We start from the raw sequence: 22,708 nt of genomic DNA on the forward strand, positions 1-22,708 counted from the left end.
CGCCATCATAACTCCAATATTGGAGTGAAACCCGTCACCACTTAGTTCAAGATAAGACTAAACCTCTGTTACGGTTGCCGAAATGCCACGCCCCTCATTCCGAGAAGGGAAATCCCGCATGGGCAACCCCGAGACCAGGCTCCAGGTCGTCTTCGCCGACCTGCGCCGCGCGATCGACGACGTCATCCTCAAACACCAGGTCACGACGGATGAGCTGTTCGCCGCGCTCGGCTGGATCGACCGGCTCACCGCCGCCGGGGAACTGCACCCGGCCGGAATCCTGTTCTTCAAGACCGTGCTGAAAGGCACCGAAGGCGCGACCTATCTGCATCCGGAAAAGGACGGCGCGAGCCATTGGGAAATGGAGGGCCCCGCCTATCGGCCGGGCGCGCCGGTCCTGGAGAGCCCGTGCGCCCTGCCCATGCGCCCCGACGAGCCCGGCGAGCCGCTGATCGTCTCGGGCCGGGTGCGCTCCACGTCGGGCGACCCGCTGCCGGGCGCCGTCCTCGACATCTGGCAGATCGACGCGAACTCGGTCTACTCGGGGATGACCGCCGAGGACTTCCCGCTGCTCGACATCCCCAACGACTCCACGGGCGTCCCCGAGTTCAACCTGCGAGCGAAGGTCGTCGCCGACGCCGAGGGGCGCTACGAGTTCCGGACCGTCATGCCCGGCACCGAGACCCTCGGCTTCCAACAGGCCAGCCCGCTCACTGACCTGGCCCGGGCCCTGGAACTGCCGGGCCTGCGGCCCCTCCACATCCACGCGATCGTCTCGGCCGACGGCGCCCTGCCGCTGACCACCCAGATCTACTTCGACGGCGACCCGCTCGTCACGGGCACGATCGAGGGCCCGATCCCGCGCTCGGCCGTGAAGACCACCGTGCTCCACGACGACCCGCAGGACTTCCGCGCCCGCGGCCTCGCAGTCCCCTACCGCGCCTTGACCTACGACTACACGCTGCGTCCCGACCACCGCTGAGAGGAACACCATGGACACCACCCTGATCGCCGGAGGCAACAGCGGCATCGGACTCCGGACGGCCCGCGAGCTGCTCGACGCCGGGCACCGCGTCGTCCTACTCGGCCGCGACCCCCGCAAGGGCGAGGAGGCCCTCGCGTCCTTCGGCGCCGCACGCGACCGGGCCTCGTTCCACGCCGTGGACCTCTCGACGGACGACGGCGTCCGGGCCGCGGCCGAGACCGTCCTCAAGGGACACCAGTGCATCGACGCCCTCGTCCACACCACGGGAGTGTTCACGTCCAAGGAGATCCGCACCGCCGACGGCCTCACCACCACCGTCGCCGTCAACTACCTGAGCCGCTACCACCTGACCCAGCTGCTCCTCCCGGCCCTCCGCGCCGCCGAGCACCCCCGCGTCGTCATGATGACCGCGCGCCTCTCCCCCGCTGCGGACCTCGACTTCACCGGCTTCCCCGAGTTCCGGCCGTACGAGCCCGCCCGCGTCGGCAAGCTCGTCCACCTGGGCAACCACCTCTACGCGGCCCACCTCGCCCGCACCGAACCTGGCTTCCTCACCGGCGTCGTCAACGCGGGCGGCGCCTCCACCGACATCATGCGGTCCCAGCCCTGGTGGATGCGCGCCACCGCGAAACTCCTGATCCCCTTGCTCTACAACTCGATCGAGGAATCAGCCCACAACGCCGTCCAAGCCGCCGCCCGCACCGACTGGCCCACCGCCACCTACTGGGACAAGCCCGGCACCTTCACACACCAGACCCTCATATTCCCCGCCGAAGCGACCGTCCAGAAGATCATGACCGCCTCCCACAAGATCACCGGCGCCTGACCCGCCGCACGGCTGCCCGTCAGGGCACGTCTGCTTCTACAAGGGCGCGGTGTCCTCATCGAAGCATCCCCGCACGGTGGAAGAAACCGGCGCCCACGCTGTCGCTCGCCGAGCAGGGGGTCGCGCTGAGGGAACGGCTCGACCCGTACAACTCGGCGAGCCTGCCCGACCGCGCATCGCGGGGAGCCCGTCGGGCCGAGTGCAGATTCCATGCCGAATTGATGCCGCGGTCGCCCATCCTCTTAGCAGATCGTCAACTAGGAGGTTCCATGCGATCACTCACCAACAGCCACAACCGGGCCCGACTCTTCGCGGTCCTCGTCGCGTTCGTCGCCATGATCGGGCTCTCAGGCGCGATCGCGTCACCGGCCCAGGCCGCCACCCCTTGCGTCGACTCGACCGGAGCGAAAGTCTGCTTCAACCCGGACGGCGAGCACCTGTACATCTACGACACCGACGCCGACGGGATGGCCGCGACCGGGTTCTACAACACCGGCTCCGGCTGGATCCGCGCGGAGAACAACGGCAGCGCCGGATCGGTGCTCCACCTCAACCTGGACCTCCCGGAGTCGGGTCGCATCTGCTTCGTCGCCACCGCAACCGAGCACGACGTGATCATCTACCAAGGCGAGTCCAGCGGATGGAGAAGCGCCGCAGACGGTTCCTACCTCGGCTCGTGCCCCACGCTCACCTGGTAGTCCAATCCGAGCCGGAGCCCGGAAGTCCGAGCTCCGGCTCCACCGTCGCCCACCTTGCACCGTTCCTAATCGTCGGCCCGGCGCCGCCGTGCGAGTCCCACGATCCCGACGACGAGCACGGCCAGGCCGATGACCGCGACGACCGGCCCGACGATGGCCCAAAGCGTCACCCCGGTCATCGGCGACCCCTGCGCGACGTCGATCCCTTGCAGGAACCAGACCGACCCCATGAGGGCCAGCAGCACGCCAAGAACGACGGCGGCCCAGTGCTTTCCTTGCTTCATCAGTGCCTCCCGGGAGGAGCGGACGCGTTGTCGCTTCCATTGTGCTCGCCACGGGAGGCGGACGGGTCAGCCCTCGCCGCCGCTCGGGGTCTCCTCGCCGCTGGAACCCCCGCCGGTGGGCTCCTCATGACTCGGAGACTCCTCTCCGTGGCTCGGTGATTCTTCTCCATTGCTCGGTGATTCCTCGCCGTGTCTCGGGGACTCTTCCTCGTGGCTAGAGGACTCCTCCCCACTGCTCGGAGTTTCTTCTCCAGGGCTCGGCGACTCCTCGCTGCCGGAGTCCCCGGTGGGGGACGTCTCCTCGCACGGCGACGGGTCGTGTGAAGGGGACGGCGCGTCGGTAGTGGGCCCGTGGCCGCTCGGCGTCTCGTCCGGATCGTGGCTGGGGGACGGGGCGTCGGTGGTCGGCTCGTCGTCCATGGAGGACTCGCAAGGCGACTCCTCCACGCCGCTGCCGCCGTCCGCGGGGCCGAAGCCGATCGCCCCGGCCTGCTGGATCGCCCACCCCACCGGGAGCACCAGGACCGCCGCGGCGATCCCGGCCGCGGTGGTGCGCGCGGTCCGGCGGCGGCGCAGCCGGGTCCGCAGCTGGCCGTAGGTACGGGGGGCGGATTCGGCGACGGTGCGTTCGGCGTACCGGTCGAACACGTCGTTCAGGGGGTCTCGCTGCGGTCCGTTCATTGCTGCTCCTCGAATGCGTCGATGCGCAGGCGCTTCGCCAGCGCCGTCCGTCCTCTGGCGAGCCAGGACCGGACGGTCACATCGGCCACGCCCTCCTGCTCGGCGATCTCCGGGGTGGTCATTCCGGCCAGGTAGTGCAGGATGACCGCCTTGCGGTGGCGCGGTTTCAGTTCGGAGAGCGCCTGCTCCAGGTCGATCCGGTCGGGTTGGGGCCCTTCGATGTGCGCGGGCCGCTGCCGCAGCAGGATGCGCCGCAGGACCGCGCCGCGGCGCAGCTTCGACGTGGCGAGGTTCCAGGCGACCCGGCGCACCCAGACGGCGGGGTTGTCGTAGGCCCGGATGGTCTGCCAGCGCGCGAGCGCTCGGCAGAACGCCTCCGCGACAAGGTCCTCCGCTTCGGGGAGGTCGCCGACGTAGGCGCGGATCTGCGCGGTGATCGCGCCGACGTTCGCGGCGTAGAACCCTTCGAAGTCGAGGTGGGAGGTCGATGCGGCGGACGTGCTTCGGTCCATGTAGGTCGATGGTGCCAGCGGGCTCGCAGCCATCCGTTCCCTCCGTTCAAGAGTGTGGCGCGCGGTCTGGTCGATCGCACCGATCACACGATCGACCAGTACCGCGCGATGCAGTGATTCGCGGGTTTTCTTCCTATATCGGGACTGCCGCTAGTCCAGGCCCCACGCGCGGATCGTGGTGTGCTCGACCTCGGTGCCCCGGTCGTCGAGGGCGGTCATGCGGACCGAGACCCACTCGGCGCCCCTGGGGTGGACGAGCTCGGCCGTCGCGGTGTCGCCGTCACGGTCGATGGCGACGTCCTTCCAGGTCGCGCCGTCGTCGTACGACACCGCGAACGTCATGTCCTCGGCGTGGACGACCTCCCCGTACTTGAAGGCGCGCAGGTCGAGCGTGATCTCCTGGCAGCCCCTCCGGTCGGCGTACCCGCCCTCGATGTCGGCCGACGTGAGCTGCACGACCGGCAGCGGCAGGTGCTCGAAGTCGTCCGCGATCGGGCCGGAGTCGAAGCGCCATTCGGCGCTGCCGTCGGTCCCGAACACGGAGCCGGTCGCGGCCTGCGTCACGTCGACCCGCAGCGTGTAGCGCCCGGGCTCAGGGTTCGGGAGGCCGGCGTACAGCTCGTCCCAGTAGAAGTCGAAGCCCGTCGCGGTGGCGATGGTCTCGCCGTCGCGGCTCAGCTCCATGTCCCCTTTGGCGCCGATGACGATCAGCTCCTCGTCGTTGCCGCCGCCGATCGGGGCGGCCTCGGCGCCCAGGTAGGCCGCGCCTTCCCCGTCCGTAGTGCGGAAGAACTCGCCGGTGCCGGCGGAGAGGCCGCCGTTGGGCATGCTCAGGGCGACCGTGCCCGGCTCGAAGACCTGATCGTGGAAGACGAGGAAGCCGTCGACCACACTGCCGCGCGCATCGCGCTCGCCGGTCTGGAACCCGTTGTCCCAGAGGATCTCGGGGTCCGCGGTGTAGTACATGGTGCGCTCGGAGGGCGCGGCGGTGGGGATCACGCGGCAGAAGCCCAGGCCGATCTGGTGGCCGATGTAGTCGCCGTAGTCGCAGGCCTTGCCGACCTCTGCACCATAGGGGGTGCCCAGGTGCAGGTAGCTGGTCTCGACAGTCGCCAGGTCCTCGTCGGCGATGTCGTAGACGGCGTCGTCGGGGAAGCCGCCCACCTCGTGGAAGGCGAGGTTGTAGACGTACGGGCCGGCGTCGCCTTCAGGGCCGGTGAGGACCGGCTGGTAGAGGAAATCGAGCTCGAACCCGGCGAGATCGGGCTCGGGCAGCAAGTACGCGTCGTCCTGAGGACTGAGGAAGGTTCCGTACCCGAGGTTCTTACTGCCGTCGCCGGCCCCGATGGTGACGATGGCGCTGAGGAGCTCGGCGTCGTCCCGCTCGACCTCGACGCTCACAGGGGCGGCGGCGGCGCCGTCGATCACGAGGCTCTGCGCCTCGTCCTCGATGGTCACCTCGGTCATGCCCATGATCGACTGGCCGCGTTCGGTATCGGTCGCGTCGGTCCAGAAGCCGGTGACGAGCACGTAGTCGCCGGGCGGGAGGGCGACACTGCCTTCGCCGTTCTCGTCGATCGGAAGATCGCCGAACTCTGCACCACTGCGCTCGGCCCAGTACGCGAACGTGCCGTCAGGTGCGTCCCCGTCGCGGTCGCGAATGGAGACGTGGAGTTTCTGCGCGTCCTCGGCGGCCTCGGTCGTGACCGGCGAGGTGTCGGGGAAGATCCCGGCATAGGGTCGCGCGTCCAGTTCGGACACTGAGACAGCGGCCGCATCCGCATGCCCTCCCCGCAGCAACGTGGAGACGTTGTACCGCCGCGGGTCCTCCTCCCCCGCCTGAACCGCCCCGACCCGATCGGTCGGCACGACGACAACGTCGCCGCTCGGCGACGGCAGCGTCAGGAACGAAGCGTCCTCCCGGCCCGCCCCCGGCTCGATCCCGGTGGTCCCGTTCGGGAACAAGGTGACCCGGTCCCCACTGGGAAGCACAACGGAACTCGAACCCGCCTCCCGCTCCACCACCTCGGCCACAGGCTCCTCACCCGAAGCCGCAGTCCCGCCCGCGAACACCGAGGCACTGACCACCACCCCCACGGCGATCCCCGACCCGATCAATCCACGTCGTCTCATCTGAAGGTCCTCCACGTCGATCGCGCAAGCGGCCCACCCGCTAGGAAACGCTCCCCTCACACGAACAACCCCGCCCCAACGATGCACCCGAACCGAAACTCGGCAATGAGCACCGGCGGGAGACCGGCGGGATCATCACGGACGCCCTGCGCACCACAATCGCCCCGCTAACGTCGATCCCGTCTCCCCCCACGTCCGTCCCCTAGGAGCGTTCGCCATGCACCCGTACGACTTCCCAGGAGAGGGCAAAGGCGTGGAGCCTGTGACCGTCTCCGGCCCGCAATCGGAATGCCGGGCCGCGAAACTGGCGGACGCCGCGCGGGGCAGGACCGGCGTCTGGATCCTCACCGGCCGGCGTTTCGCCTTCGTCGAGGTGCGCGATCAGAGACAGCGAGACACGGCATCCGAATCGACCAGGGAGACCCTTGACGACCTGAAGCTCCACCTCGGCCAGGTCGCCGGCGAGTGGACCGACTACCAGCAGGACCGGCCGCTCGGCCCACTGACGGCGGTGCCGGTATTCGAGCTGACCGCCGACCGGTACCACGACCGTGGACGGGGCCAGAGGAAGCCCAAGGGATCCAAAGAAGGCGTCTTCCACCTCCTGGAATTCCCCGACGCCTCAAGCATCGCCCTCGGTATAGACAGCCCATGACCCGGCGGCAACCCGCCCCGAGCCGTTCATAAATGTCAATAGATTGTCGGGACGACAGGATTTGAACCTGCGACCCCTCGCTCCCAAAGCGAGTGCGCTACCAAGCTGCGCCACGTCCCGGTCTGGCCGCTGCGCGGCCTTCGCAAGGGTACAGCACGGATGCCGGGTGGTGGGGGGCGGTGGCGGGGGCGGGGTGGTGGGGTTGAGCTGGGGTGGGAGGTCAGATCGTGGGGGCGGCGGGGCCGTGGAGGAGGCGTTTTGTCAGGTTGGCGACGATCATCCAGAGGAGGAGGACGAGGGGGAGGCTGAGCAGGCCGAAGAGGACGACGAGGGGGATGAAGACGGCCCAGTCGCCCGCACCGGGGGCCCAGGCGCGGGGCTCGTCGTAGCCGGTGAAGAGCGAGGGGCGGCCGGGCATGAGGCGGGCCTCGACCTGCTGGCCGACCTCGCAGCGGCCGTCGACCTCGATGCGGGTGTCGACTGCGGGGCCTCCGCCCTCGGGGACGAATACCCCTCTACAGATTTGTTCGTCCTTGGTGTTGGTTTCTGAGGCTACGGTGGCGGTGCCGAAGGCGCCCGCGTCGCCGTGGGATGCGCGGTAGCCGTCGATCAGGGCCATCGTGTTCGCATAGAGCGCTAGGGGGAACGCGGCGAGGACGAGGATGACGACCGTCAGGAGTACCGCGGTGAGCGCCGGGTGGAGGCGTTTCCCTGCGGCGGTGGCATCTGCCTCGGCCATGGCGGGCTCCTCCGGTCGGTCGGGACGGTCTTTCACAGGATGCACCGGCACTGCCAGCGCCCGGGCCAATGGGAGTCGAGAATTCGTGGATTTGCTTGCAACGCACGCGAGTCGGGCACGCGTAATTGGTGCGGCCGGGGTGATCCGCCCCGGAATCCCCACGAAAGGACGACATCGTGCCGAACACGAACGAGCCGCGCGCCAGGATCCGCCGCGTACTGGCGGCGGGCGGTGCGCTGACCGCCGCCGCTGCGGCGGCCGCGGTCATGCCGGTGCAGGCGGCGGTCGCCGCGCCGGGCGAGGACGCGTGCGTCCTCCAGGAGCTGCCGATGCCGGAGGACAAGTACTTCAGCATCGTCACGGCCATGAGCGGCGACGGGGACGTGGTCGCCTACCGGGCCTACCCGGCCGGGCTGGAGACGTATGAGCGCTACCCGTACCTGTACGAGGACGGCGAGGCCGTCGAGGTCCCGATGCCCGGCGAGGACCAGTCGCTCAACGGCGTGAACGAGGACGGCGTCGCGGTCGGGTCGGCCTGGGTCGACGGGGTGATCCTCCCCTACCGGTACAAGGACGGCGTGCTCACCGAGCTGGCCGCGAACGACGGCGGTGGCGCCAATGACATCAACGATGACGGCGACATCGTCGGCATGAACGGCCAGAACGTGCTCGTGCCGGTGGTGTGGCGAGACGGCCAGGTCAAGCCCGAGGCGCTGCCGCTCCCGGAGGGCGCGAGCAGCGGCAGTACCAGCGCGATCGACGAGGACGGGAACATCGCCGGGGGCGTGGCGTACGACGACGGGACCCGCGTGCCGTACGTGTGGCACGCCGACGGGACGGGCGAGGAGCTGCCGCTGCCCGACCACGTCGACCCGGCGGACGTGATGGCCTTCTACACGAACGACATCGCGGGCGAGTGGGTGGTGGGCTACCTGCTCACGGCCGAGGAGGAGAACGCCGTCCGCTGGAATCTGGAGGACGGCACCGTGGAGCAGCTCAAGCTGAACTACGCGCCGAGCATCAATGAGGACGGGCTCACCGGCGGGGCGGTGGACCCGACCGCGGCGGTCGCGGACGCGGACAGTGAGATCACGTTCCTGCCGGGGCTGGTCGATCCGGCCCAGAACTGGTTCGGGGACATGGTGTCCGAGGTGAGCGAGGACGGCGAGCGGCTGGCGGGCCAGGTGTTCGCCGGTGAGGACGAGGGCGGCAATCACATCCTGAAGGCCGTCGTCTGGGAGTGCGACTAGCCGGATCGGGGCCGGGCCCGGAGGGGCCCGGCCCTCACTCTTCCTCGGCGTCGCAGCGGCGGTGGGCGCAGAGGATCGGGTGGAGCAGGTGGGCGAGGTCGTGCTGGCCGGCGACGGGGCGGGCGAACTCCAGGCGCATCCAGCGGCGCCGCTCGCCGGAGCCGGCGGCGGGGCTGAGGTCGAGGACGATGCCGTAGCGGTCGAGGCGCATGGCCTGCGGCGAGCCGTTCGCGAAGGCCCCGGGGTCGTCGAGGAGGCGGCGCAGGTAGTCCTCCAGCTGGGCCAGGTGGTGGTCGGCGAGGTCGTGGAGGAGGTCCTGCTCGCATTCGTGGAGCGGGTCGGGCTCGGCGGCGGCGTACGCGGCGGGGTCGAGGATCTCGGTCGCACCGCCGCGGTTGAGGGTGATGCGGGACGGTTCGAGGCGGTGGATCGCGACGCGGTCGCCGACATCGAAGAGGTCGGGGTCGGCGCTGGAGACCGCGTATTCGAGGACCGCTTCGCGGGTCTCGGCGGGCGGGACGGGGTGCAGGTCGCCGACGATGCGGACGCGGCCGAGGCTGGGGGCGCCGAGGCGGGGCGGGACGTCGTCCACGCTGAGCGACAGGCGGACCGGGCCCTCGGTGCGGGCGAGGCGGGTCGCGAGCTCCTCCCCCGCGGGGGCGAGCAGGAGCGGGCGGCCGAGGCCGTCGGTGGCGTGCTGGAGCCCCGCGACGGGCAGGCCGCCGAGCAGCCCGTCATCGAAGCGGACGAGGCCGGGCAGGCGCCCGCGGGCCAGGGTGCGGGCCGTCTCGGCCGCCGATGGGCGCATGGCGACTCCTTCCGTCGAGGTCGTGCACAGCCGTGAAGTTAGCTGAGCCTACATGAACTTAGGATAGGCTAACAAGAGCCGTCCGGGGAGAACCGGCCACATGGCTGAAGCGCCGGGCCCGCGGCCGCGACCAGGATTGCCGTATGGACACCACCCCGCCCCTCCGGACCCGCCACCGTCGCGAGTGGATGATCGCCGCCGGGCTGATCCTCCTCGCGCTCGTCCCCTCGATCGCCGGAGCGTTCCGCATCGGAGAGATCGCCTCCGGCGCAGCGGAGACCGAGGCGAACGCCCGGTTCATGCAGATGCCGCTGCCCGTCGTCCTGCACATCGTCGGCGCCCTCGTCTACGCGATCGTCGGCGCCTTCCAGTTCCTCCCGACCCTGCGCCGCAGCCATAACGGGTGGCACCGCTTCGCCGGGCGGTACCTCCTCGTGCCCGCCGGAATCGTGGTCGCGTCCACAGGGCTGTGGATGACCGCGTCCTACGACGTGCCGCCCACCGACACCGGTCCGGTCGCGTTCTCGCGCTACGTGGTCGGCGGCCTCATGCTGGCCTTCATCGGCCTCGGGATCGCCGCGGTCGCGCGGCGCGAGTACTTCGCGCACGGCTCGTGGATGATCCGCGCCTACGCGCTCGGCATGGGCGCGGGCACGCAGGTCCTCACCTCGGGCCCGGCGCTCATCATCCTCGGCGAGCCGGACGCGCTCATGCGGCTCGTGCAGATGGACGCGGGCTGGATCATCAACGCGCTGTTCGCGGAATGGGTGATCGCCCGCCGCCGCCGGGCGCTGCGGCTCGAAGCGGTCCCGGCGTGAACCGCTTGCAGCACACGGCGATCAGGGCGTGGGCGCGGCCCCGCGCCGCCGGGGGCGAGGGCCCGCGGGCCCGGGACGCGCTCCTGGTCGCCGGTGCGGCCCTGGTGTCCGTGTTCGAGGGCGCGGTGCGGCCCGACCTGGAATGGCCGCTGGTCACCGTGCTGGTGACGATCGCGATCCTCCCGGTCCTGCTGTGGCGCCGGTCCGCGCCGCTCGCGGCCGTCGTGGTCCTGACGGCGTGCACCTCGGCCTTCGCGTTCGCGCACAAAGCGGCCGGGATCGAACCGAACGCGCTGGTGACGACGTTCGCGTTCCTCACGGTGCCGTACGCCGTGTTCCGCTGGGGCTCAGGGAGGGACCGGATCATCGGGGCGGTCGTCGTGGCGGCCGGGTTCGTGTTCACGAGCCTCCTCGGAAGCGACCCGATCGCCGACATGATCGCCGCGGTCGCGTTCATGGGCGGCGCGTGCCTCATCGGGGCGCTGCGCCGCGAGCGGGTGGAGTCCCGTGCGCGGCAGGCGGACTCGGTCCGCTCGCGTGAAAGAGAGGCCCTCGCGAGGGACCTGCACGACACCGTCGCGCACCACGTCTCGGCGATCGTCATCCGCGCGCAGGTGGCCTCCGCGGACCCGGCGCAGGTCGCGGAGTCGTTGCGGGTCATCGAGGCCGAGGCGCAGGCGGTGCTCGCGGACATGCGCTCGCTCGTGCGCACGCTCCGCGCCCCGGCGGGACTCGCGCCGATGCCGGGCCTGGAGGAGCTGGCGCGCCTGGCCGACCCGGGGCCGCCGCCCGTGACGGTGCGGATCGACGCCCCGGTGGAGGTCCCGGGCATCGTGGCGTCGACGCTGTTCAGAATCGCGCAGGAGGGCGTCACGAACGCGCGCAGGCACTCCCGCGGAGCGAAGGGGATCGAAGTGACGGTGGCAGTGGACGATGCGGCGGCGCGGGTCGCCGTCACCGACGACGGCGCGCCGCCGCGCCCGGCCTCGGGCGAAGGCCATGGGCTGCAGGGGATGGCGGAACGCGCGGCGCTGCTCGGCGGCGAGACCGAGGCCGGGCCGGGCCCGGACGGGGGCTGGACGCTGCGCGCGTCGGTGCCGCTGCGGGGTGCGGCATGATCCGGGTGCTCGTGGCCGACGACCAGGAGCCCGTGCGCACCGGCCTGCGGCTCCTGCTCCAGTCGCTGCCCGATGTGGAAGTCGTGGGCGAGGCCGCCGACGGCGTCGAGGCCGTGCGGCTCGCGCGGGAGCTGCGCCCCGACGTGGCGCTGCTCGACATCAGGATGCCGGGGCTCAACGGGATCGAGGCGACCTCGCTGCTGGCGGGCGCCGCGGTCGGCGACCCGGTCGCGGTCGTCGTCATCACCACGTTCGACCTGGACGAGTACGTGCACGGCGCGCTCCGCGCGGGCGCCAAGGGGTTCCTGCTCAAGGAGTCCGGCCCGCAGCTCATCGGGGAGGCCGTGCGCGCGGCCGCGAACGGCGACGCGCTCATCTCCCCGCAGGTCACCGCCCGGCTCCTCGGCGAGTTCTCGCGCCCCGCGAAGCGGGTGCGGCAGCCGAGCTCGCCGCTCACGGCGCGGGAGGAGGAGGTCCTCGCGCTGCTGGCGACGGGCCTGACGAACACCGAGATCGGCGAGCGGCTGTACCTGTCGCTCGGGACGGTGAAGACCCACATCGCGGGCGTCCTCGCGAAACTCGGCGTGCGCAACCGGGTCGAGGCGGCGATGTGGGCCTACGAGACGGGCCGCGTCGGCTAGTCGGCGATCGGCTCGCCGGTCTCCAGGAGCGACTTCAGGCTCGACAGGAGCATGGGCCAGCCCTCCGAGACCATGTCGCGGGCGGTGCTGGGGTCCGGGAAGCCGTCGTGCGTGACGGTGAGCTTGACGGCCCCGCCGGCGGGTTCGAGCTCGAACCGCACCTTCGAGCGGGGCTCGGCGGCGAGCTTCGCGAGCACGTCCGCGGTGACGCCGACGCGCTCGGCCCATTCGGGCGTGAACGTGTGCCAGGTGTAGGCCAGGCGCCGGGGCCGGTCGGATTCGAGGACTTCTTGTCCCGGCGCGAACGTCGTGGCGCCGTTCTCGTCCCAGGTCATCGGCGAGCCGGGCGTCCAGTCGGTCGCGAAGGCGACGCCCCAGTAGCGGGTGGTGTACTCGGGCTCCGTCAGGGCCCGCCACACCTGCTCGGGCGCGGCCTTGACGTACGTGACGTATACGAACGCGTTGTCGCTCATGTCCTGCTCCTCCGGTCCACGGTGCAGCGTATCCGCGGGCCCCGGCCGCGTGGCCCGGTCCGCGGAATCGAGCTAGCCTTGAGGCGGACGCGGCCCCGGCCGGCGCCCCGGACGAGTTCGCCGTACCCGGTCACGACAAGACGGCGGAGCAGTTGCCAGCTCTCGTCTTGGAGGTGCCGTCATGGCATGGGTCGTCCTCGTTCTCTCCGGAATCCTCGAAACCGTCTGGGCCGCAGCCCTCGGGGCCTCCGCGGGCCTCTCGAAACTGCGGCCGAGCCTGCTGTTCTTCGGGGCCCTCGCCGCATCCATGGCCGGGCTCGCGTACGCGATGCGCACCATCCCGATCGGCACCGGCTACGCGGTGTGGGTCGGCATCGGGGCGGTCGGGACCGCCGTGTACGGCATGGCCGTCCTCGGCGAGCCCGCGACCGTCCCGCGGATGCTGTGCCTGCTCCTCATCGTCGCGGGCGTGGTGGGCCTGAAGTTCCTGCACTAGCGCGCGGCCACGTCCCTGATCGCGTCGGCGACGGCCTTGAAGTCCTTCTTGAGGATCAGGTCGTGGTTGCTGGGGACCTTCGCGAAGACCTCGACGTTCGGGTTGCGCGCGACGTACTTGTCGAGCGCGGCGCGGATCTTCTCCTGCTCGTCGCCCTTTGAGCCGAACGAGGCTCCGGAGGCGAGCACGTACCGCGTGGGCACGGCCAGCGCGTCGATCACCGGGCCGAGGTTGGCCTCCAGGGAGATCTTGCCGAGCTCGATGTTGCACTCGGCCTGCTGCGCGGCGGTGAGCCGCGGGGTGAGGCCGGTGGGGCGGAGCACGGCGGTGACGGGCCGGAGCATCTTGAAGAGCTTGCGGATCCGGGCCTCCATGGCCTCGTCGAGCCAGTCGTGGGGCTCGGCGCCGTCGACCGCGACGGCGCCGATGCACCGGTCGGGGTTGCGGGACGCCCAGGTCGTGGTCACGAAGGCGCCGTAGGACCATCCGGCGATGATCACGGGGCCGGTGACGCCGCGGGCGGCGAGCACGGCGTCCACGTCGTTCACGCAGGACTCGAAGGAGTAGTCGGCGGAGGTCCGGGACTTCTTGCCGCGGGCCCGCTCGTCGAAGTTGATGTGGCGGAACCCGTCGCCGAGCTCGGCGGTGACGTGCTTCCAGTAGCCGAGGGTGGCGAACTGGCCGTTGCAGTACACGATCGGGACGCCGTCGCCGCCGGTGTCGGTGACGTAGAGGGCGGTGTCGTCGACCTCGACCATGCCGGTCCAGAGGTTCGCGGGGGTTTCGTTGTTCGTCATGCCCTGAACTCTGGACCCCGGCGCTGACACGGCGCTGACACCGCCCTCACACGTCAGAACGCGGCGTCGATCGTGGGCGCGGCGAACGCGGTCAGGGCGAAGGCGGCCGCGAGGAGGCCGAGGCCGACGCCGCGGGTGCGGCGCTTGCCGAGGGGCAGGGCGCCGATCACCAGCAGGATGATGGCGATCAGGTAGAACAGGGCTTGGAACGTGGCCATGGGGGCCTCCTATCGTCGCGGCCGGCTCGCGCCGGCCTGCGTCGGAGGTACCCAGGAAGCGAACGGGGACACCGGTTCGCGTTCGTGCATTTCGGAGGGTGGGGGCGGGCGGACGGCCCCGGGGACGACGAAGGGAAGGGGCCCATCGCTCCTTCCCACTTCAGTTTATATCCCACCGCTCGCGGCAAAGGGTGCATCGGGGTCCCGAAAGGGCCGCTGACCTGCTGCACAATATGCATCCTGACCATGAGACGGGAGCCGGGTATGCGATTTCTGATGACGACCTTCGGGTCGCGCGGGGACGTCGAGCCGATCGCGGGGCTGGCCGCGGCGCTGCGGGCGCAGGGCGCGGAGGCGGTGGTGTGCGCGCCGCCGGACGAGGAGTTCGCGCGGCTCCTCGCCGGGCTCGGCGTGGAGCTGGTGCCGATGGGGGCGCCGGTGCGCCCGCAGATCAGCGGCGCGAAGCCGCCGTCGACGGCCGACGCGCCCCGGCGCGCGGCGGGCCTGGTCGAGGCCCAGTACGAGACCGTCATGGCCGCGGGCGAAGGCTGCGACGCGGTCGTGGGGACGGGCCTGCCGCCGGTGGGGGCGCGGCTGGCCGCCGAGCGGCTCGGGGCGCGGTTCGTGTTCGCGGGCTTCGTGCCCGGCGTGCTGCCGTCCCCGGACCACCGGCCGCTCGGGCGCCCCGGGAAGCCGTTCCCCGAGGGCGAGACCGACAACCTGGTGCTGTGGGAGGTGGACCGCGAGAACCTCCAGGCCCTGTACGGCCCGCCGCTCGACGCGCGCCGCGCCGAGCTCGGCATGGAACCGGTCCCCGACGTGCGGGACTACCTGCTCGACCACCGGCCCTGGCTCGCCACCGACCCGGGCCTGGGCCCGTGGGCCGAGGCGCCCGGGTACGAGATCGAGCACCCCGGCGCGTGGTTCGTGCCCGACGAGCGGCCGCTCCCGGCGGACCTGGAGGCGTTCCTCGACGCGGGCGGGCCGCCCGTGTACGTGGGCTTCGGGTCGATGCCGTTCCAGTCGGGCCGGGACGCGGCCGCCGCGGCCGTCGCGGCGATCCGCGACCAGGGCCGCCGGGTCGTGGTCTCGCGCGGCTGGGCCGACCTCGCGGCGGACGGGGACGACTGCTTCGCCGTGGGCGAGGCCAACCACCGCAGGCTGTTCGCGCGCGCCGCGGCCGTGGTCCACCACGGCGGCGCCGGGACCACCCACAAGGCCGCCCTCGCGGGCGCGCCGCAGGTCGTGGTCCCGCAGATCGCCGACCAGCCGTACTGGGCGGGGCGCGTCGCCGCCCTCGGCCTCGGTGCGGCCCACGACGGGCCGAACCCGACGTACGAGTCGATGACCGAGGCCCTCGCCGTCGCCCTTGCGCCCGAGACGAAGGCGCGGGCGGCCGGGTTCGCCGCGGGCATGCGCACCGACGGCGCCGAGCGGGCCGCGCGGCTCCTCATCGAAGGGGGCCGCCGATGACGAGCCCCTTCGCGCTCCCCGACCGCCTTGCGGCCAAAGCGGACCCGGTGCTCATCGGTGAGGACGAGGCGCAGTTCGCGGCCATCGGGGCGAGCCTCGAAGAGTCGATCGCGGACCTGTCCGCGCGGCTGGAGGCCGCCCGCAAGTCGGAGGGCGGGTCGGGCCAGTACGACGGCCAGCACGCCGCCGACCGCGACCGCGACATCCACCGCCTCACCAACCGGCTCCAGACACTGCGCCGGTACGGCCTGGACCTGTGCCTCGGCAAGGCCGTCGGCCAGGACGGCACCACCGTCTACATCGGGCGGATCGGGCTCACCGACGGGAGGGGCCGGCGCCTGCTCGTGGACTGGCGCTCCCCCGCCGCCGAGCCGTTCTTCGGTGCGACGCACGGCGACCCGATGGGCCTGGACAGCCGCCGCCGCTACCGCTGGACCGGCCCGCGGATCACCGACTACTGGGACGAGGTGTTCACCGCCGACGGGTTCACCGGCCACGCCGCCGCGCTCGACGACCAGTCCGCGTTCATCGCCAGCCTCGGCACCGAGCGCTCGGAGCGGATGCGCGACGTGCTCGGCACGATCCAGGCCGACCAGGACGCCGTCATCCGCGCCGGGTCCAGCGGCGCGCTCGTCGTGGACGGCGGCCCCGGCACCGGCAAGACCGTCGTCGCGCTCCACCGCGCCGCCTACCTGCTGTACTCCGATCCGCGCCTGGGCCACCACCGCGGCGACGTGCTCGTGGTCGGCCCCTCGGAGCCGTACCTCGCGTACGTCTCCGACGTGCTCCCGAGCCTCGGCGAGGAGGGCGTGCAGACCTGCACGCTGCGCGACCTCGTCCCCGGCGGCACCGAGGCCGCGGCCGAGACCGACCCGGAGGCCGCGCGGCTCAAGGCCAGCGCTGAGATGGTGCGGGCGATCGAGCCCGCCGCGCGCCGCTACGAGCAGCCGCCGCGGCGCGGCCTAAGCGTCGAGACCAACTGGGGCGACGCGTATCTGAGCGCCGCCGACTGGGCGGACGCGTTCGCCGCCGCCGAATCCGGCACCGCGCACAACGAAGCGCGCGACCAGGTGTGGCGGGAGCTCGCGGAGATCGTCCTCGCGAAGCTCCCCGAGGACGCCGAGGTCTCCGAGGACCTGCTGCGCCGCTCGCTCGCCCGCAACCGGGAACTCCTGGCCGCGTTCGACAAGGCGTGGCCGCTCATCGAACCGGGCGACCTCGTCGCCGCGTTCTGGGCCTCCCCGGAGTTCCTCCAGTGGTGCGCCCCGCACCTCCGCGACGCCGACGTGCAACGGCTGCAACGAAAAGACCCGTTCGCGTGGACCGCGTCCGACCTGCCGCTGCTCGACGCCGCCCGCCGGCGCCTCGGCGACCCGGAGGCGTCCCGCAACGCCCGCCGCCGCGAGGCCGAGATCGCCTCCGAACGCGAGGTCATCGACCGGGTCGTGGAGGACATCCTCGAAGCGGGCGACGGGAACGTGGAGGAGATGATCCTCCTCAAGGGACTCGACCTCCAGGACGCGCTGGTCCACTACGAGGACCTGGAGACCGCCGACCCGGACCTGCTCGCGGGCCCGTTCGCGCACGTCGTCGTGGACGAGGCGCAGGAGCTCACCGACGCCGAGTGGCAGATGCTGCTCCAGCGGTGCCCGTCGCGGTCGTTCACGATCGTCGGCGACAGGGCCCAGGCCCGCCACGGGTTCACCGAGTCGTGGACCGAGCGGCTCGAACGGGTCGGCATGGGCCGCATCGAGATCAGCACCCTGAGCATCAACTACCGGACGCCGGAGGAGGTCATGGCCGAGGCCGAGCGGGTCATCCGGGAGGCGCTCCCCGACGCGAACGTCCCGACCTCGGTGCGCCGCAGCGGCGTCCCCGTCGCGCACGGCCCGCTCGCGGACCTCGACGGCATCCTGGACGATTGGCTCGCGGCCCACGCCGACGGCACCGCGTGCGTCATCGGCGCGCCGGACTTCGCGCCGCCGCCGCGGGTCCGCTCGCTCACGCCCGAGCTGTCGAAGGGCCTCGAATTCGACCTGGTGGTCCTGGTGGACCCGGACCGGTTCGGGACCGGCATCGAAGGGGCCGTGGACCGGTACGTCGCCATGACCCGCGCGACCGGGAGGCTGGTGGTCCTCACCGGCTGAGCCGGTTCGGCGATTCGCGTGCGGCGATGAATCCGGTGATCCAGTCTCGTCCTATCCCCAGGAACCCTGATCCACGAGGAGACGACATGACCGATCCGACGACGCACACGCTGGAAGCGCCCGGTGCCGAGCTGTACTACGACGTCCGGGAGGGCGAGGCGGCGAACGCGCCCACGCTGCTGATCATCGGCTCGCCGATGGCCGCGGCCGGGTTCGCCACGCTCGCCTCGCACTTCCCGGACCGCCGCGTGGTCACCTACGACCCGCGCGGGTCCGAGCGCAGCAGCCGCACCGACGGCGCCGCCGAGACCACCCCCGAGGAGCACGCCGACGACCTGCACCGGGTCATCGCGGCCGTCGGCGGGCCCGTGGACGTGTTCGCGTCCAGCGGCGGCGCTGTGAACGCCCTCGCCCTGGTCGCCAAGCACCCCGAGCAGGTGCGGACCCTCGTCGCGCACGAGCCGCCCGCGTCCAGCGCGCTCCCCGACCGGGAGGCGGCCCTGGCCGCCGCGCGCGACATCCGCGAGACCTACCTCGCCTCCGGGTTCGGCCCGGCCATGGCGAAGTTCATCGCCCTGGTCTCCTACGACGGCGAGCTCCCCGCGACGTACCTCGACGGGCCCGCGCCCGACCCGGCCGCGTTCGGCCTCCCGACCGAGGACGACGGGGTGCGCGAAGACGTGCTGCTGAGCCAGAACATCATCACCTGCAACGCCTACGAGCACGACTTCAAGGCGCTCCGGGCCGCCCCGACCCGCATCGTGGTCGCCGTCGGCGCCGACTCCGGCGAGACCCTCGCCGCCCGCGGCGGCCGGGCCGTCGCCGAGCGCATCGGCGTCGAGGCGACCGTGCTGCCCGGCGACCACGGCGCGTTCCTCGGCGGCGAGTACGGCCAGACCGGCAAGCCGGACGAGTTCGCCGCGGCCCTGCGCGAAATCCTCTCGGCGTAGCGGGGCATGACGATGGGGAGTGAAGTCTGGCCGCTGGTCCACGCCGAGCGCGCCGCGCTCATCGCCGACCTCGAAGGAATCGATGCGGCGCAATGGGAGACGCCGTCGCTGTGCGACGGCTGGACCGTCCACGACGTGGCGGCGCACCTGGTGAACACCGCGCGGACCACGCGGCTGGGCTTCCTCCTCACCATGGTCGGGGCGGGGTTCGACTTCGACCGCCAGAACGCCCGCGGCGTCGCGCGGGCGCGCGGCGCGACCCCGGAGGAGACCCTGGAGCGGCTCCGCGAGGTCGCAACACTGACCAAGACCCCGCCAGCGCCGCTGGACACGCGCCTGGTCGAGGAGGTCGTGCACGGCGAGGACGTCCGCAGGCCCCTCGGGATCAAGCGCGAGTACCCGTCCGAGGCGGTGGCCCGGGCGCTGCGCGTCCACACCGGCATGTCCGCCTCCATGGGCGGCGCGAAGGAGCTGACGGCCGGAATCCGCCTGGCCGCCACGGACACCGACCTCGTCGTCGGCGACGGCCCGGAGGTCCGCGGCCCGGCCGCGTCCCTGCTCCTGGCGGTCTCCGGACGCCGCGTCGCACTGTCCGAACTCGACGGCCCCGGCCTCGCCCGGCTCGAATCGGCCTGAACCCGGGCCCGTCGGCTTAGACTGGCGCGCATGGCACCAGCGACGAGCGTCCCGTGCCCGGCTGGCTGAGCGCGGGCGGCTGGGGCCTGCTCGCGGGCGGCGCGCTCGTCGTCGGCGCCCTGTTCGGGTACCTCGTGCGCGTCCCGCAGCCGGTCATCGCCGCGATCATGGCGTTCGGCTCCGGCGTCCTGATCTCCGCGGTCGCGTTCGACCTGATCGCGGACGCGAACGAGCGCGGCGGCCTCGTTCCCACGTCCATAGGCGCGGTCGCCGGGGCCCTCGCCTACACGCTCGCGAACGTGGCGCTCGCGCGCCGCGGCGCCCGGCACCGCAAACGCTCGGGTAGCCAGCAGGCCAAGGAGACCGAGCAGCCGGGTTCGGGCACCGCCATCGCCCTCGGGGCGCTGCTCGACGGCATCCCCGAGTCGATCGTCATCGGCACGAGCCTCCTCGGCGGCGGGCCGGTCAGCGCCGCGACCGTGGCGGCGGTGTTCGTCAGCAACGTCCCCGAAGGGCTCTCCAGCGCCGCGGGCATGCGGCGGGCGGGGCGCGGACGCGCGTATGTCTTCGGATTGTGGACCGCGATCGCCCTCGCCAGCGGCCTGGCCGCCGCGGCGGGGTACGCGTTCCTCGGGGACGCCCCCGCGGAACTCCTCGCGGCGATCACCGCGTTGGCGGGCGGCGCGATCCTGTCGATGATCGCCGACACGATGATCCCGGAGGCGTTCGAGGACGCCCGATTGTGGACGGGGCTGATCGCGGTCCTGGGATTCCTCGCCGCGTTCGCCATCGCCCAGTGGTGACGGACTCTCTTAAGCGTGGGCCTCGTTGTACTTGGCGACGACGCCGTCGGGGAGCTTCCCGCGGGTCTTGACGGGAAGGTCGTTCTCCTCGGCCCAGCGGCGGATGTCGCGGTTGCGGTCGCGGTCGTCGCGGGTGGGGACGCGGGGGACGCGGGGCGGGACGGCCCGCGCCACGTGGTAGCGGCCCAGCTCGGTCCCGAACTCGCGGTAGGCGGTGAGGCGGTCGCGGAGCTCGTCGGCGTGGGGGCCGGAGAGGTCCACGCTGTACAGATAGCCGTCGATACCGAACTCGACCGACTCGGCCGCTTCGCTCCCGTCGATGTCGTCGAACAACGTGACCACGGTCTTCTTCGCCACGGCTTCGCCTTCCTAACAGGATTGTGACCAGTGCCGGTGCGCATTGGAGCGCAGCAGTTCCGCACATACTAGCGAAACCGCCTTCCCCCCTATCTGACGCGGGCCTCGCGAGTGGGCCCGCCCCAATCGCGGCCCGGCGCGACTACTCCAGGCGCAGCGCCGCGGCGGGGCACAGCTGCACCGCTTCGGCCACTTCGGTGTCGCAGTCCTCGGCCTCGGCGGCGAGGAGCACGACGCGGCCGTCCTCGTCGTTCTGGTCGAAGTACTCCGGCGCGGTCAGCGCGCACATGCCCGACCCCGCGCACTGCTCGGTGTCGGCGACGATCCTCACCACGGCCGGCCTCCCTTCCTCGATGCCCGTATATATGGAGACTATACGTATACAGACATGCATAGGTTCAGGCGGGGAGCACCAGCGTGTTCCGCCAGCCGCCGTCAGGGGTCGGCGCCCACGTCAGCGTGCCGCCCAGGAGGACCGCGCGCTGCTGGAGCCCGAGGAGGCCGTGCCGCGAGCTCGGCAGCGCCACGGGCGTGCGGGTCGGCGCGGTGTTCGCCACGGTCACGGTGATCCGCCCGCCCTCGTGCGCCAGCGCGATGTCGGTGCGGGCGCCCGGGGCGTGCTTGCGCACGTTCGTCAGCGACTCCTGGACCGTGCGGTAGACCGCCCGCTCCTTCGGCGGGTCCAGGTCCGGCAGCTCCCCGATGCGCAGCACCGCGTCGATGCCGCTGTTGCCGACGAGGTCGCCGAGCTGCGCGAGGGTCGGCTGCGGCGCGAGGTCGGTGGGGCCGCCGCCCCCGGCGCGCAGCACGTTCACCATGTGCCGCAGCTCGTCCAGGGTCCTGACGGCGAGCTTGCGGATCGTCCCGGCCGCCTCCTTGGCCTCGGGGTCGGCGGTGCTCACCTGGAGCGCCCCGGCCCGCACCGCGATGAGCGACACCTGGTGGGAGACCACGTCGTGCATCTCCCGCGCGAGCTGAGCGCGCTCCTCGGCGAGGACCTTCTGCGTCGCCATGAGCTGCTCGTGCTCGCGGGCCTCGGTGATCTCCTCCAGGCGGGCCGAGAGCTCGCGGCGGACCTGCACGAGCTGGCCCAGGAACGCGGCGGCGGCGGCCGGGGCCAGCGCGTACGCGATGCTCGCGAGCCACCACGAGTCGACGAACAGGTCGGCCGGGCCCGATTCGAGCGGCCAGATCATGCACATCGCGAGGACCACCGAGCCGACCGCGAGGAGCCAGCGCCGGTGCGTGGAGGCCGCGAGCGTGTACAGGGCGATGAGCGGGGCGGCGGCCTCGCCCATGAAGTACGCGGTCGGCAGCGTCAGGACGAAGACGGCGAGCGGGAAGCGGCGGCGGAACGCGAGCGCGGCCACGCCGATCCCGGTGAGCGCCATGTCCCAGGTGAGCGGCGGCCACCACCAGAACGTGAACCACAGGTCCGCGGCGGCGACGGCGACGAGCGCCGCGTCCGTCATCCACGGGCGCCACCGCCGCTTCACCGGTCGCCCCGCAGGAGCCCGGCCCGCTCGGCGACCAGCGCGGCCTGGACGCGGCCGTTGACCTTGAGCTTGGTGAGGATGGCGCTGACGTGGTCCTTGACGGTGCCCACGCCGAGGTAGAGGCGGGCGGCGATGTCGCCGTTGGAGAGCCCTTCGGCGAGGAGCACGAGGATCTCGCGCTCGCGGGCCGAGAGGCGCTCGACGGCCGCGGAGGAGCGGGTGCGGCCCGCGAGGTAGCCGTCCACGACGGTGGAGGTGACCTTCGGGGAGAGGACCACGCCGTCGGCGGCGAGGGTGCGGACCTGCACGGCGAGGTGCTCGGGGTCGGTGTCCTTGAGGAGGAACCCGGCGGCGCCCATGCGGAGCGCGGCGGCCACGTACTCGTCGGTGTCGAACGTGGTGAGCATGGCGACGACGGGCGGCGCGGGGAGCGCGCGGAGGCGTTCGAGGACGGTGAGGCCGTCGACGTCGGGCATGCGGATGTCGAGGAGGACCACGTCCGGGTGGAGGCGGCCGACCTCGGCGAGGGCCTGGCGGCCGGAGACGGCCGCGACGACCTCGATGTCCCCGGCGGCGTCGAGGATGTGCTGGAAACCGGTGCGGATGAGGGCTTCGTCGTCGACGACCAGTACCCGGATCATGCGGCCTCCTTCTTTCGGTCCGGTCCGATTCGTAGCACGCGCGCGCCACTCCCCGCGCGGGAGGAGCGGCGGG

General features: G+C 71.9%; 27 protein-coding genes, 1 tRNA gene and 1 riboswitch. Of the genes, 14 read left to right on the top strand and 14 right to left on the bottom strand.

Features of this window, described 5'->3' with window-relative positions; all coding sequences use genetic code 11:
• Window positions 1-118: 118 nt before the first annotated feature.
• The 3 genes from AB0A65_RS06920 to AB0A65_RS06930 all read left to right on the top strand — a co-directional run bounded on the left by AB0A65_RS06920 (window position 119) and on the right by AB0A65_RS06930 (window position 2,509).
• Complete coding sequence (locus AB0A65_RS06920) at window positions 119-982, top strand: catechol 1,2-dioxygenase (protein WP_359947522.1); 864 nt, start codon at window positions 119-121, stop codon at window positions 980-982.
• Between the two features lie 10 nt (window positions 983-992).
• A complete protein-coding gene (locus tag AB0A65_RS06925) occupies window positions 993-1,811 on the top strand; it encodes an SDR family NAD(P)-dependent oxidoreductase (protein ID WP_359947525.1) in 819 nt (272 codons plus the stop codon).
• Between the two features lie 269 nt (window positions 1,812-2,080).
• Window positions 2,081-2,509: a hypothetical protein gene (locus AB0A65_RS06930; protein ID WP_359947528.1), complete on the top strand. Its 429-nt coding sequence runs from the start codon at window positions 2,081-2,083 to the stop codon at window positions 2,507-2,509.
• Between the two features lie 65 nt (window positions 2,510-2,574).
• Here the strand turns inward: AB0A65_RS06930 and AB0A65_RS06935 are convergent, their stop codons facing one another.
• The 4 genes from AB0A65_RS06935 to AB0A65_RS06950 all read right to left on the bottom strand — a co-directional run bounded on the left by AB0A65_RS06935 (window position 2,575) and on the right by AB0A65_RS06950 (window position 5,747).
• Window positions 2,575-2,793: a hypothetical protein gene (locus tag AB0A65_RS06935; protein WP_359947531.1), complete on the bottom strand. Its 219-nt coding sequence runs from the start codon at window positions 2,791-2,793 to the stop codon at window positions 2,575-2,577.
• 66 nt (window positions 2,794-2,859) lie between these two features.
• On the bottom strand, window positions 2,860-3,474 hold the full coding sequence (locus tag AB0A65_RS06940) for a hypothetical protein (protein WP_359947534.1): 615 nt from the start codon (window positions 3,472-3,474) through the stop codon (window positions 2,860-2,862).
• Window positions 3,471-3,986 (bottom strand): sigma-70 family RNA polymerase sigma factor, encoded by a 516-nt coding sequence (locus AB0A65_RS06945; protein ID WP_359947537.1) that lies wholly within the window; start codon window positions 3,984-3,986, stop codon window positions 3,471-3,473. Before AB0A65_RS06945 ends, AB0A65_RS06940 begins: the two co-directional genes overlap by 4 nt.
• A gap of 150 nt (window positions 3,987-4,136) precedes the next feature.
• On the bottom strand, window positions 4,137-5,747 hold the full coding sequence (locus AB0A65_RS06950; RefSeq protein ID WP_359947540.1) for a hypothetical protein: 1,611 nt from the start codon (window positions 5,745-5,747) through the stop codon (window positions 4,137-4,139).
• A 589-nt stretch (window positions 5,748-6,336) separates the two neighbouring features.
• Between AB0A65_RS06950 and AB0A65_RS06955 the strand changes: the two genes are divergently transcribed.
• A complete protein-coding gene (locus AB0A65_RS06955; protein ID WP_359947543.1) occupies window positions 6,337-6,774 on the top strand; it encodes a hypothetical protein in 438 nt (145 codons plus the stop codon).
• Between the two features lie 46 nt (window positions 6,775-6,820).
• Here the strand turns inward: AB0A65_RS06955 and AB0A65_RS06960 are convergent.
• Window positions 6,821-6,894 (bottom strand) — tRNA-Pro (locus AB0A65_RS06960).
• A gap of 100 nt (window positions 6,895-6,994) precedes the next feature.
• Entirely contained in the window at window positions 6,995-7,513 is a 519-nt protein-coding gene (locus tag AB0A65_RS06965; protein WP_359947546.1) for a hypothetical protein, read from the bottom strand.
• Between the two features lie 176 nt (window positions 7,514-7,689).
• On the opposite strand from AB0A65_RS06965, the gene AB0A65_RS06970 reads away from it, so the two are divergent.
• A complete protein-coding gene (locus tag AB0A65_RS06970; protein ID WP_359947549.1) occupies window positions 7,690-8,763 on the top strand; it encodes a hypothetical protein in 1,074 nt (357 codons plus the stop codon).
• 34 nt (window positions 8,764-8,797) lie between these two features.
• On the opposite strand, the gene AB0A65_RS06975 is transcribed toward AB0A65_RS06970, so the two are convergent.
• Window positions 8,798-9,571, bottom strand: coding sequence for a DUF2470 domain-containing protein (locus tag AB0A65_RS06975; RefSeq protein WP_359947553.1), 774 nt, complete (start codon window positions 9,569-9,571; stop codon window positions 8,798-8,800).
• Window positions 9,572-9,714: 143 nt separating this feature from the next.
• Between AB0A65_RS06975 and AB0A65_RS06980 the strand changes: the two genes are divergently transcribed.
• Genes AB0A65_RS06980 through AB0A65_RS06990 form a run of 3 tightly spaced genes read left to right on the top strand, consistent with a single transcriptional unit; the run spans window position 9,715 to window position 12,148 of the window.
• The gene (locus AB0A65_RS06980) at window positions 9,715-10,389 is read left to right on the top strand and encodes a DUF2306 domain-containing protein (RefSeq protein ID WP_359947556.1); all 675 of its coding nucleotides are present in this window, start codon (window positions 9,715-9,717) and stop codon (window positions 10,387-10,389) included.
• A complete protein-coding gene (locus AB0A65_RS06985) occupies window positions 10,386-11,507 on the top strand; it encodes a histidine kinase (RefSeq protein WP_359947559.1) in 1,122 nt (373 codons plus the stop codon). The genes AB0A65_RS06980 and AB0A65_RS06985 overlap by 4 nt, the downstream gene beginning before the upstream one ends.
• Window positions 11,504-12,148 (top strand): response regulator transcription factor, encoded by a 645-nt coding sequence (locus tag AB0A65_RS06990; RefSeq protein WP_359947562.1) that lies wholly within the window; start codon window positions 11,504-11,506, stop codon window positions 12,146-12,148. The genes AB0A65_RS06985 and AB0A65_RS06990 overlap by 4 nt, the downstream gene beginning before the upstream one ends.
• Here the strand turns inward: AB0A65_RS06990 and AB0A65_RS06995 are convergent.
• Window positions 12,145-12,621, bottom strand: a complete 477-nt coding sequence (locus AB0A65_RS06995) for an SRPBCC family protein (protein WP_359947565.1) — start codon at window positions 12,619-12,621, stop codon at window positions 12,145-12,147. The two genes, AB0A65_RS06990 and AB0A65_RS06995, sit on opposite strands and share 4 nt — an antisense overlap.
• Before the next feature lie 83 nt (window positions 12,622-12,704).
• Window positions 12,705-12,771, top strand: a riboswitch (guanidine-III (ykkC-III) riboswitch).
• 31 nt (window positions 12,772-12,802) lie between these two features.
• On the opposite strand from AB0A65_RS06995, the gene AB0A65_RS07000 reads away from it, so the two are divergent.
• Window positions 12,803-13,117: an SMR family transporter gene (locus AB0A65_RS07000; protein WP_359947568.1), complete on the top strand. Its 315-nt coding sequence runs from the start codon at window positions 12,803-12,805 to the stop codon at window positions 13,115-13,117.
• Here AB0A65_RS07000 and AB0A65_RS07005 read toward each other — a convergent pair.
• Both AB0A65_RS07005 and AB0A65_RS07010 read right to left on the bottom strand, forming a co-directional pair.
• Window positions 13,114-13,914 carry an alpha/beta hydrolase gene (locus AB0A65_RS07005; protein WP_359947571.1) on the bottom strand — a complete coding sequence of 267 codons (801 nt, stop codon included), beginning with the start codon at window positions 13,912-13,914 and terminating at the stop codon, window positions 13,114-13,116. The two genes, AB0A65_RS07000 and AB0A65_RS07005, sit on opposite strands and share 4 nt — an antisense overlap.
• A 53-nt stretch (window positions 13,915-13,967) precedes the next feature.
• Complete coding sequence (locus tag AB0A65_RS07010) at window positions 13,968-14,132, bottom strand: hypothetical protein (protein WP_359947574.1); 165 nt, start codon at window positions 14,130-14,132, stop codon at window positions 13,968-13,970.
• Window positions 14,133-14,396: 264 nt separating this feature from the next.
• On the opposite strand from AB0A65_RS07010, the gene AB0A65_RS07015 reads away from it, so the two are divergent.
• From AB0A65_RS07015 to AB0A65_RS07035, 5 genes are all read left to right on the top strand, one after another.
• A complete protein-coding gene (locus AB0A65_RS07015; protein WP_359947577.1) occupies window positions 14,397-15,605 on the top strand; it encodes a glycosyltransferase in 1,209 nt (402 codons plus the stop codon).
• Window positions 15,602-17,752: an RNA polymerase recycling motor ATPase HelR gene (gene helR / locus AB0A65_RS07020; protein ID WP_359947580.1), complete on the top strand. Its 2,151-nt coding sequence runs from the start codon at window positions 15,602-15,604 to the stop codon at window positions 17,750-17,752. The genes AB0A65_RS07015 and helR overlap by 4 nt, the downstream gene beginning before the upstream one ends.
• An 86-nt stretch (window positions 17,753-17,838) precedes the next feature.
• Window positions 17,839-18,702 carry an alpha/beta hydrolase gene (locus AB0A65_RS07025; RefSeq protein ID WP_359947583.1) on the top strand — a complete coding sequence of 288 codons (864 nt, stop codon included), beginning with the start codon at window positions 17,839-17,841 and terminating at the stop codon, window positions 18,700-18,702.
• A gap of 12 nt (window positions 18,703-18,714) precedes the next feature.
• A complete protein-coding gene (locus AB0A65_RS07030; protein ID WP_359947586.1) occupies window positions 18,715-19,338 on the top strand; it encodes a maleylpyruvate isomerase family mycothiol-dependent enzyme in 624 nt (207 codons plus the stop codon).
• A 53-nt stretch (window positions 19,339-19,391) separates the two neighbouring features.
• Window positions 19,392-20,141: a ZIP family zinc transporter gene (locus tag AB0A65_RS07035; RefSeq protein ID WP_359947589.1), complete on the top strand. Its 750-nt coding sequence runs from the start codon at window positions 19,392-19,394 to the stop codon at window positions 20,139-20,141.
• 9 nt (window positions 20,142-20,150) lie between these two features.
• Here the strand turns inward: AB0A65_RS07035 and AB0A65_RS07040 are convergent, their stop codons facing one another.
• The 4 genes from AB0A65_RS07040 to AB0A65_RS07055 all read right to left on the bottom strand — a co-directional run bounded on the left by AB0A65_RS07040 (window position 20,151) and on the right by AB0A65_RS07055 (window position 22,635).
• Window positions 20,151-20,498, bottom strand: coding sequence for an Lsr2 family protein (locus AB0A65_RS07040; protein ID WP_359947592.1), 348 nt, complete (start codon window positions 20,496-20,498; stop codon window positions 20,151-20,153).
• A 142-nt stretch (window positions 20,499-20,640) separates the two neighbouring features.
• Window positions 20,641-20,829, bottom strand: a complete 189-nt coding sequence (locus tag AB0A65_RS07045) for a ferredoxin (protein WP_359948669.1) — start codon at window positions 20,827-20,829, stop codon at window positions 20,641-20,643.
• Window positions 20,830-20,896: 67 nt separating this feature from the next.
• On the bottom strand, window positions 20,897-21,970 hold the full coding sequence (locus AB0A65_RS07050; protein ID WP_359947595.1) for a histidine kinase: 1,074 nt from the start codon (window positions 21,968-21,970) through the stop codon (window positions 20,897-20,899).
• A 20-nt stretch (window positions 21,971-21,990) separates the two neighbouring features.
• Window positions 21,991-22,635, bottom strand: a complete 645-nt coding sequence (locus AB0A65_RS07055; RefSeq protein WP_359947598.1) for a response regulator transcription factor — start codon at window positions 22,633-22,635, stop codon at window positions 21,991-21,993.
• Between the last annotated feature and the right edge of the window lie 73 nt (window positions 22,636-22,708).

The organism is Glycomyces sp. NPDC047010 (genome assembly GCF_040644205.1).
Taxonomy (GTDB): Bacteria; Actinomycetota; Actinomycetes; order Mycobacteriales; family Micromonosporaceae; genus Glycomyces.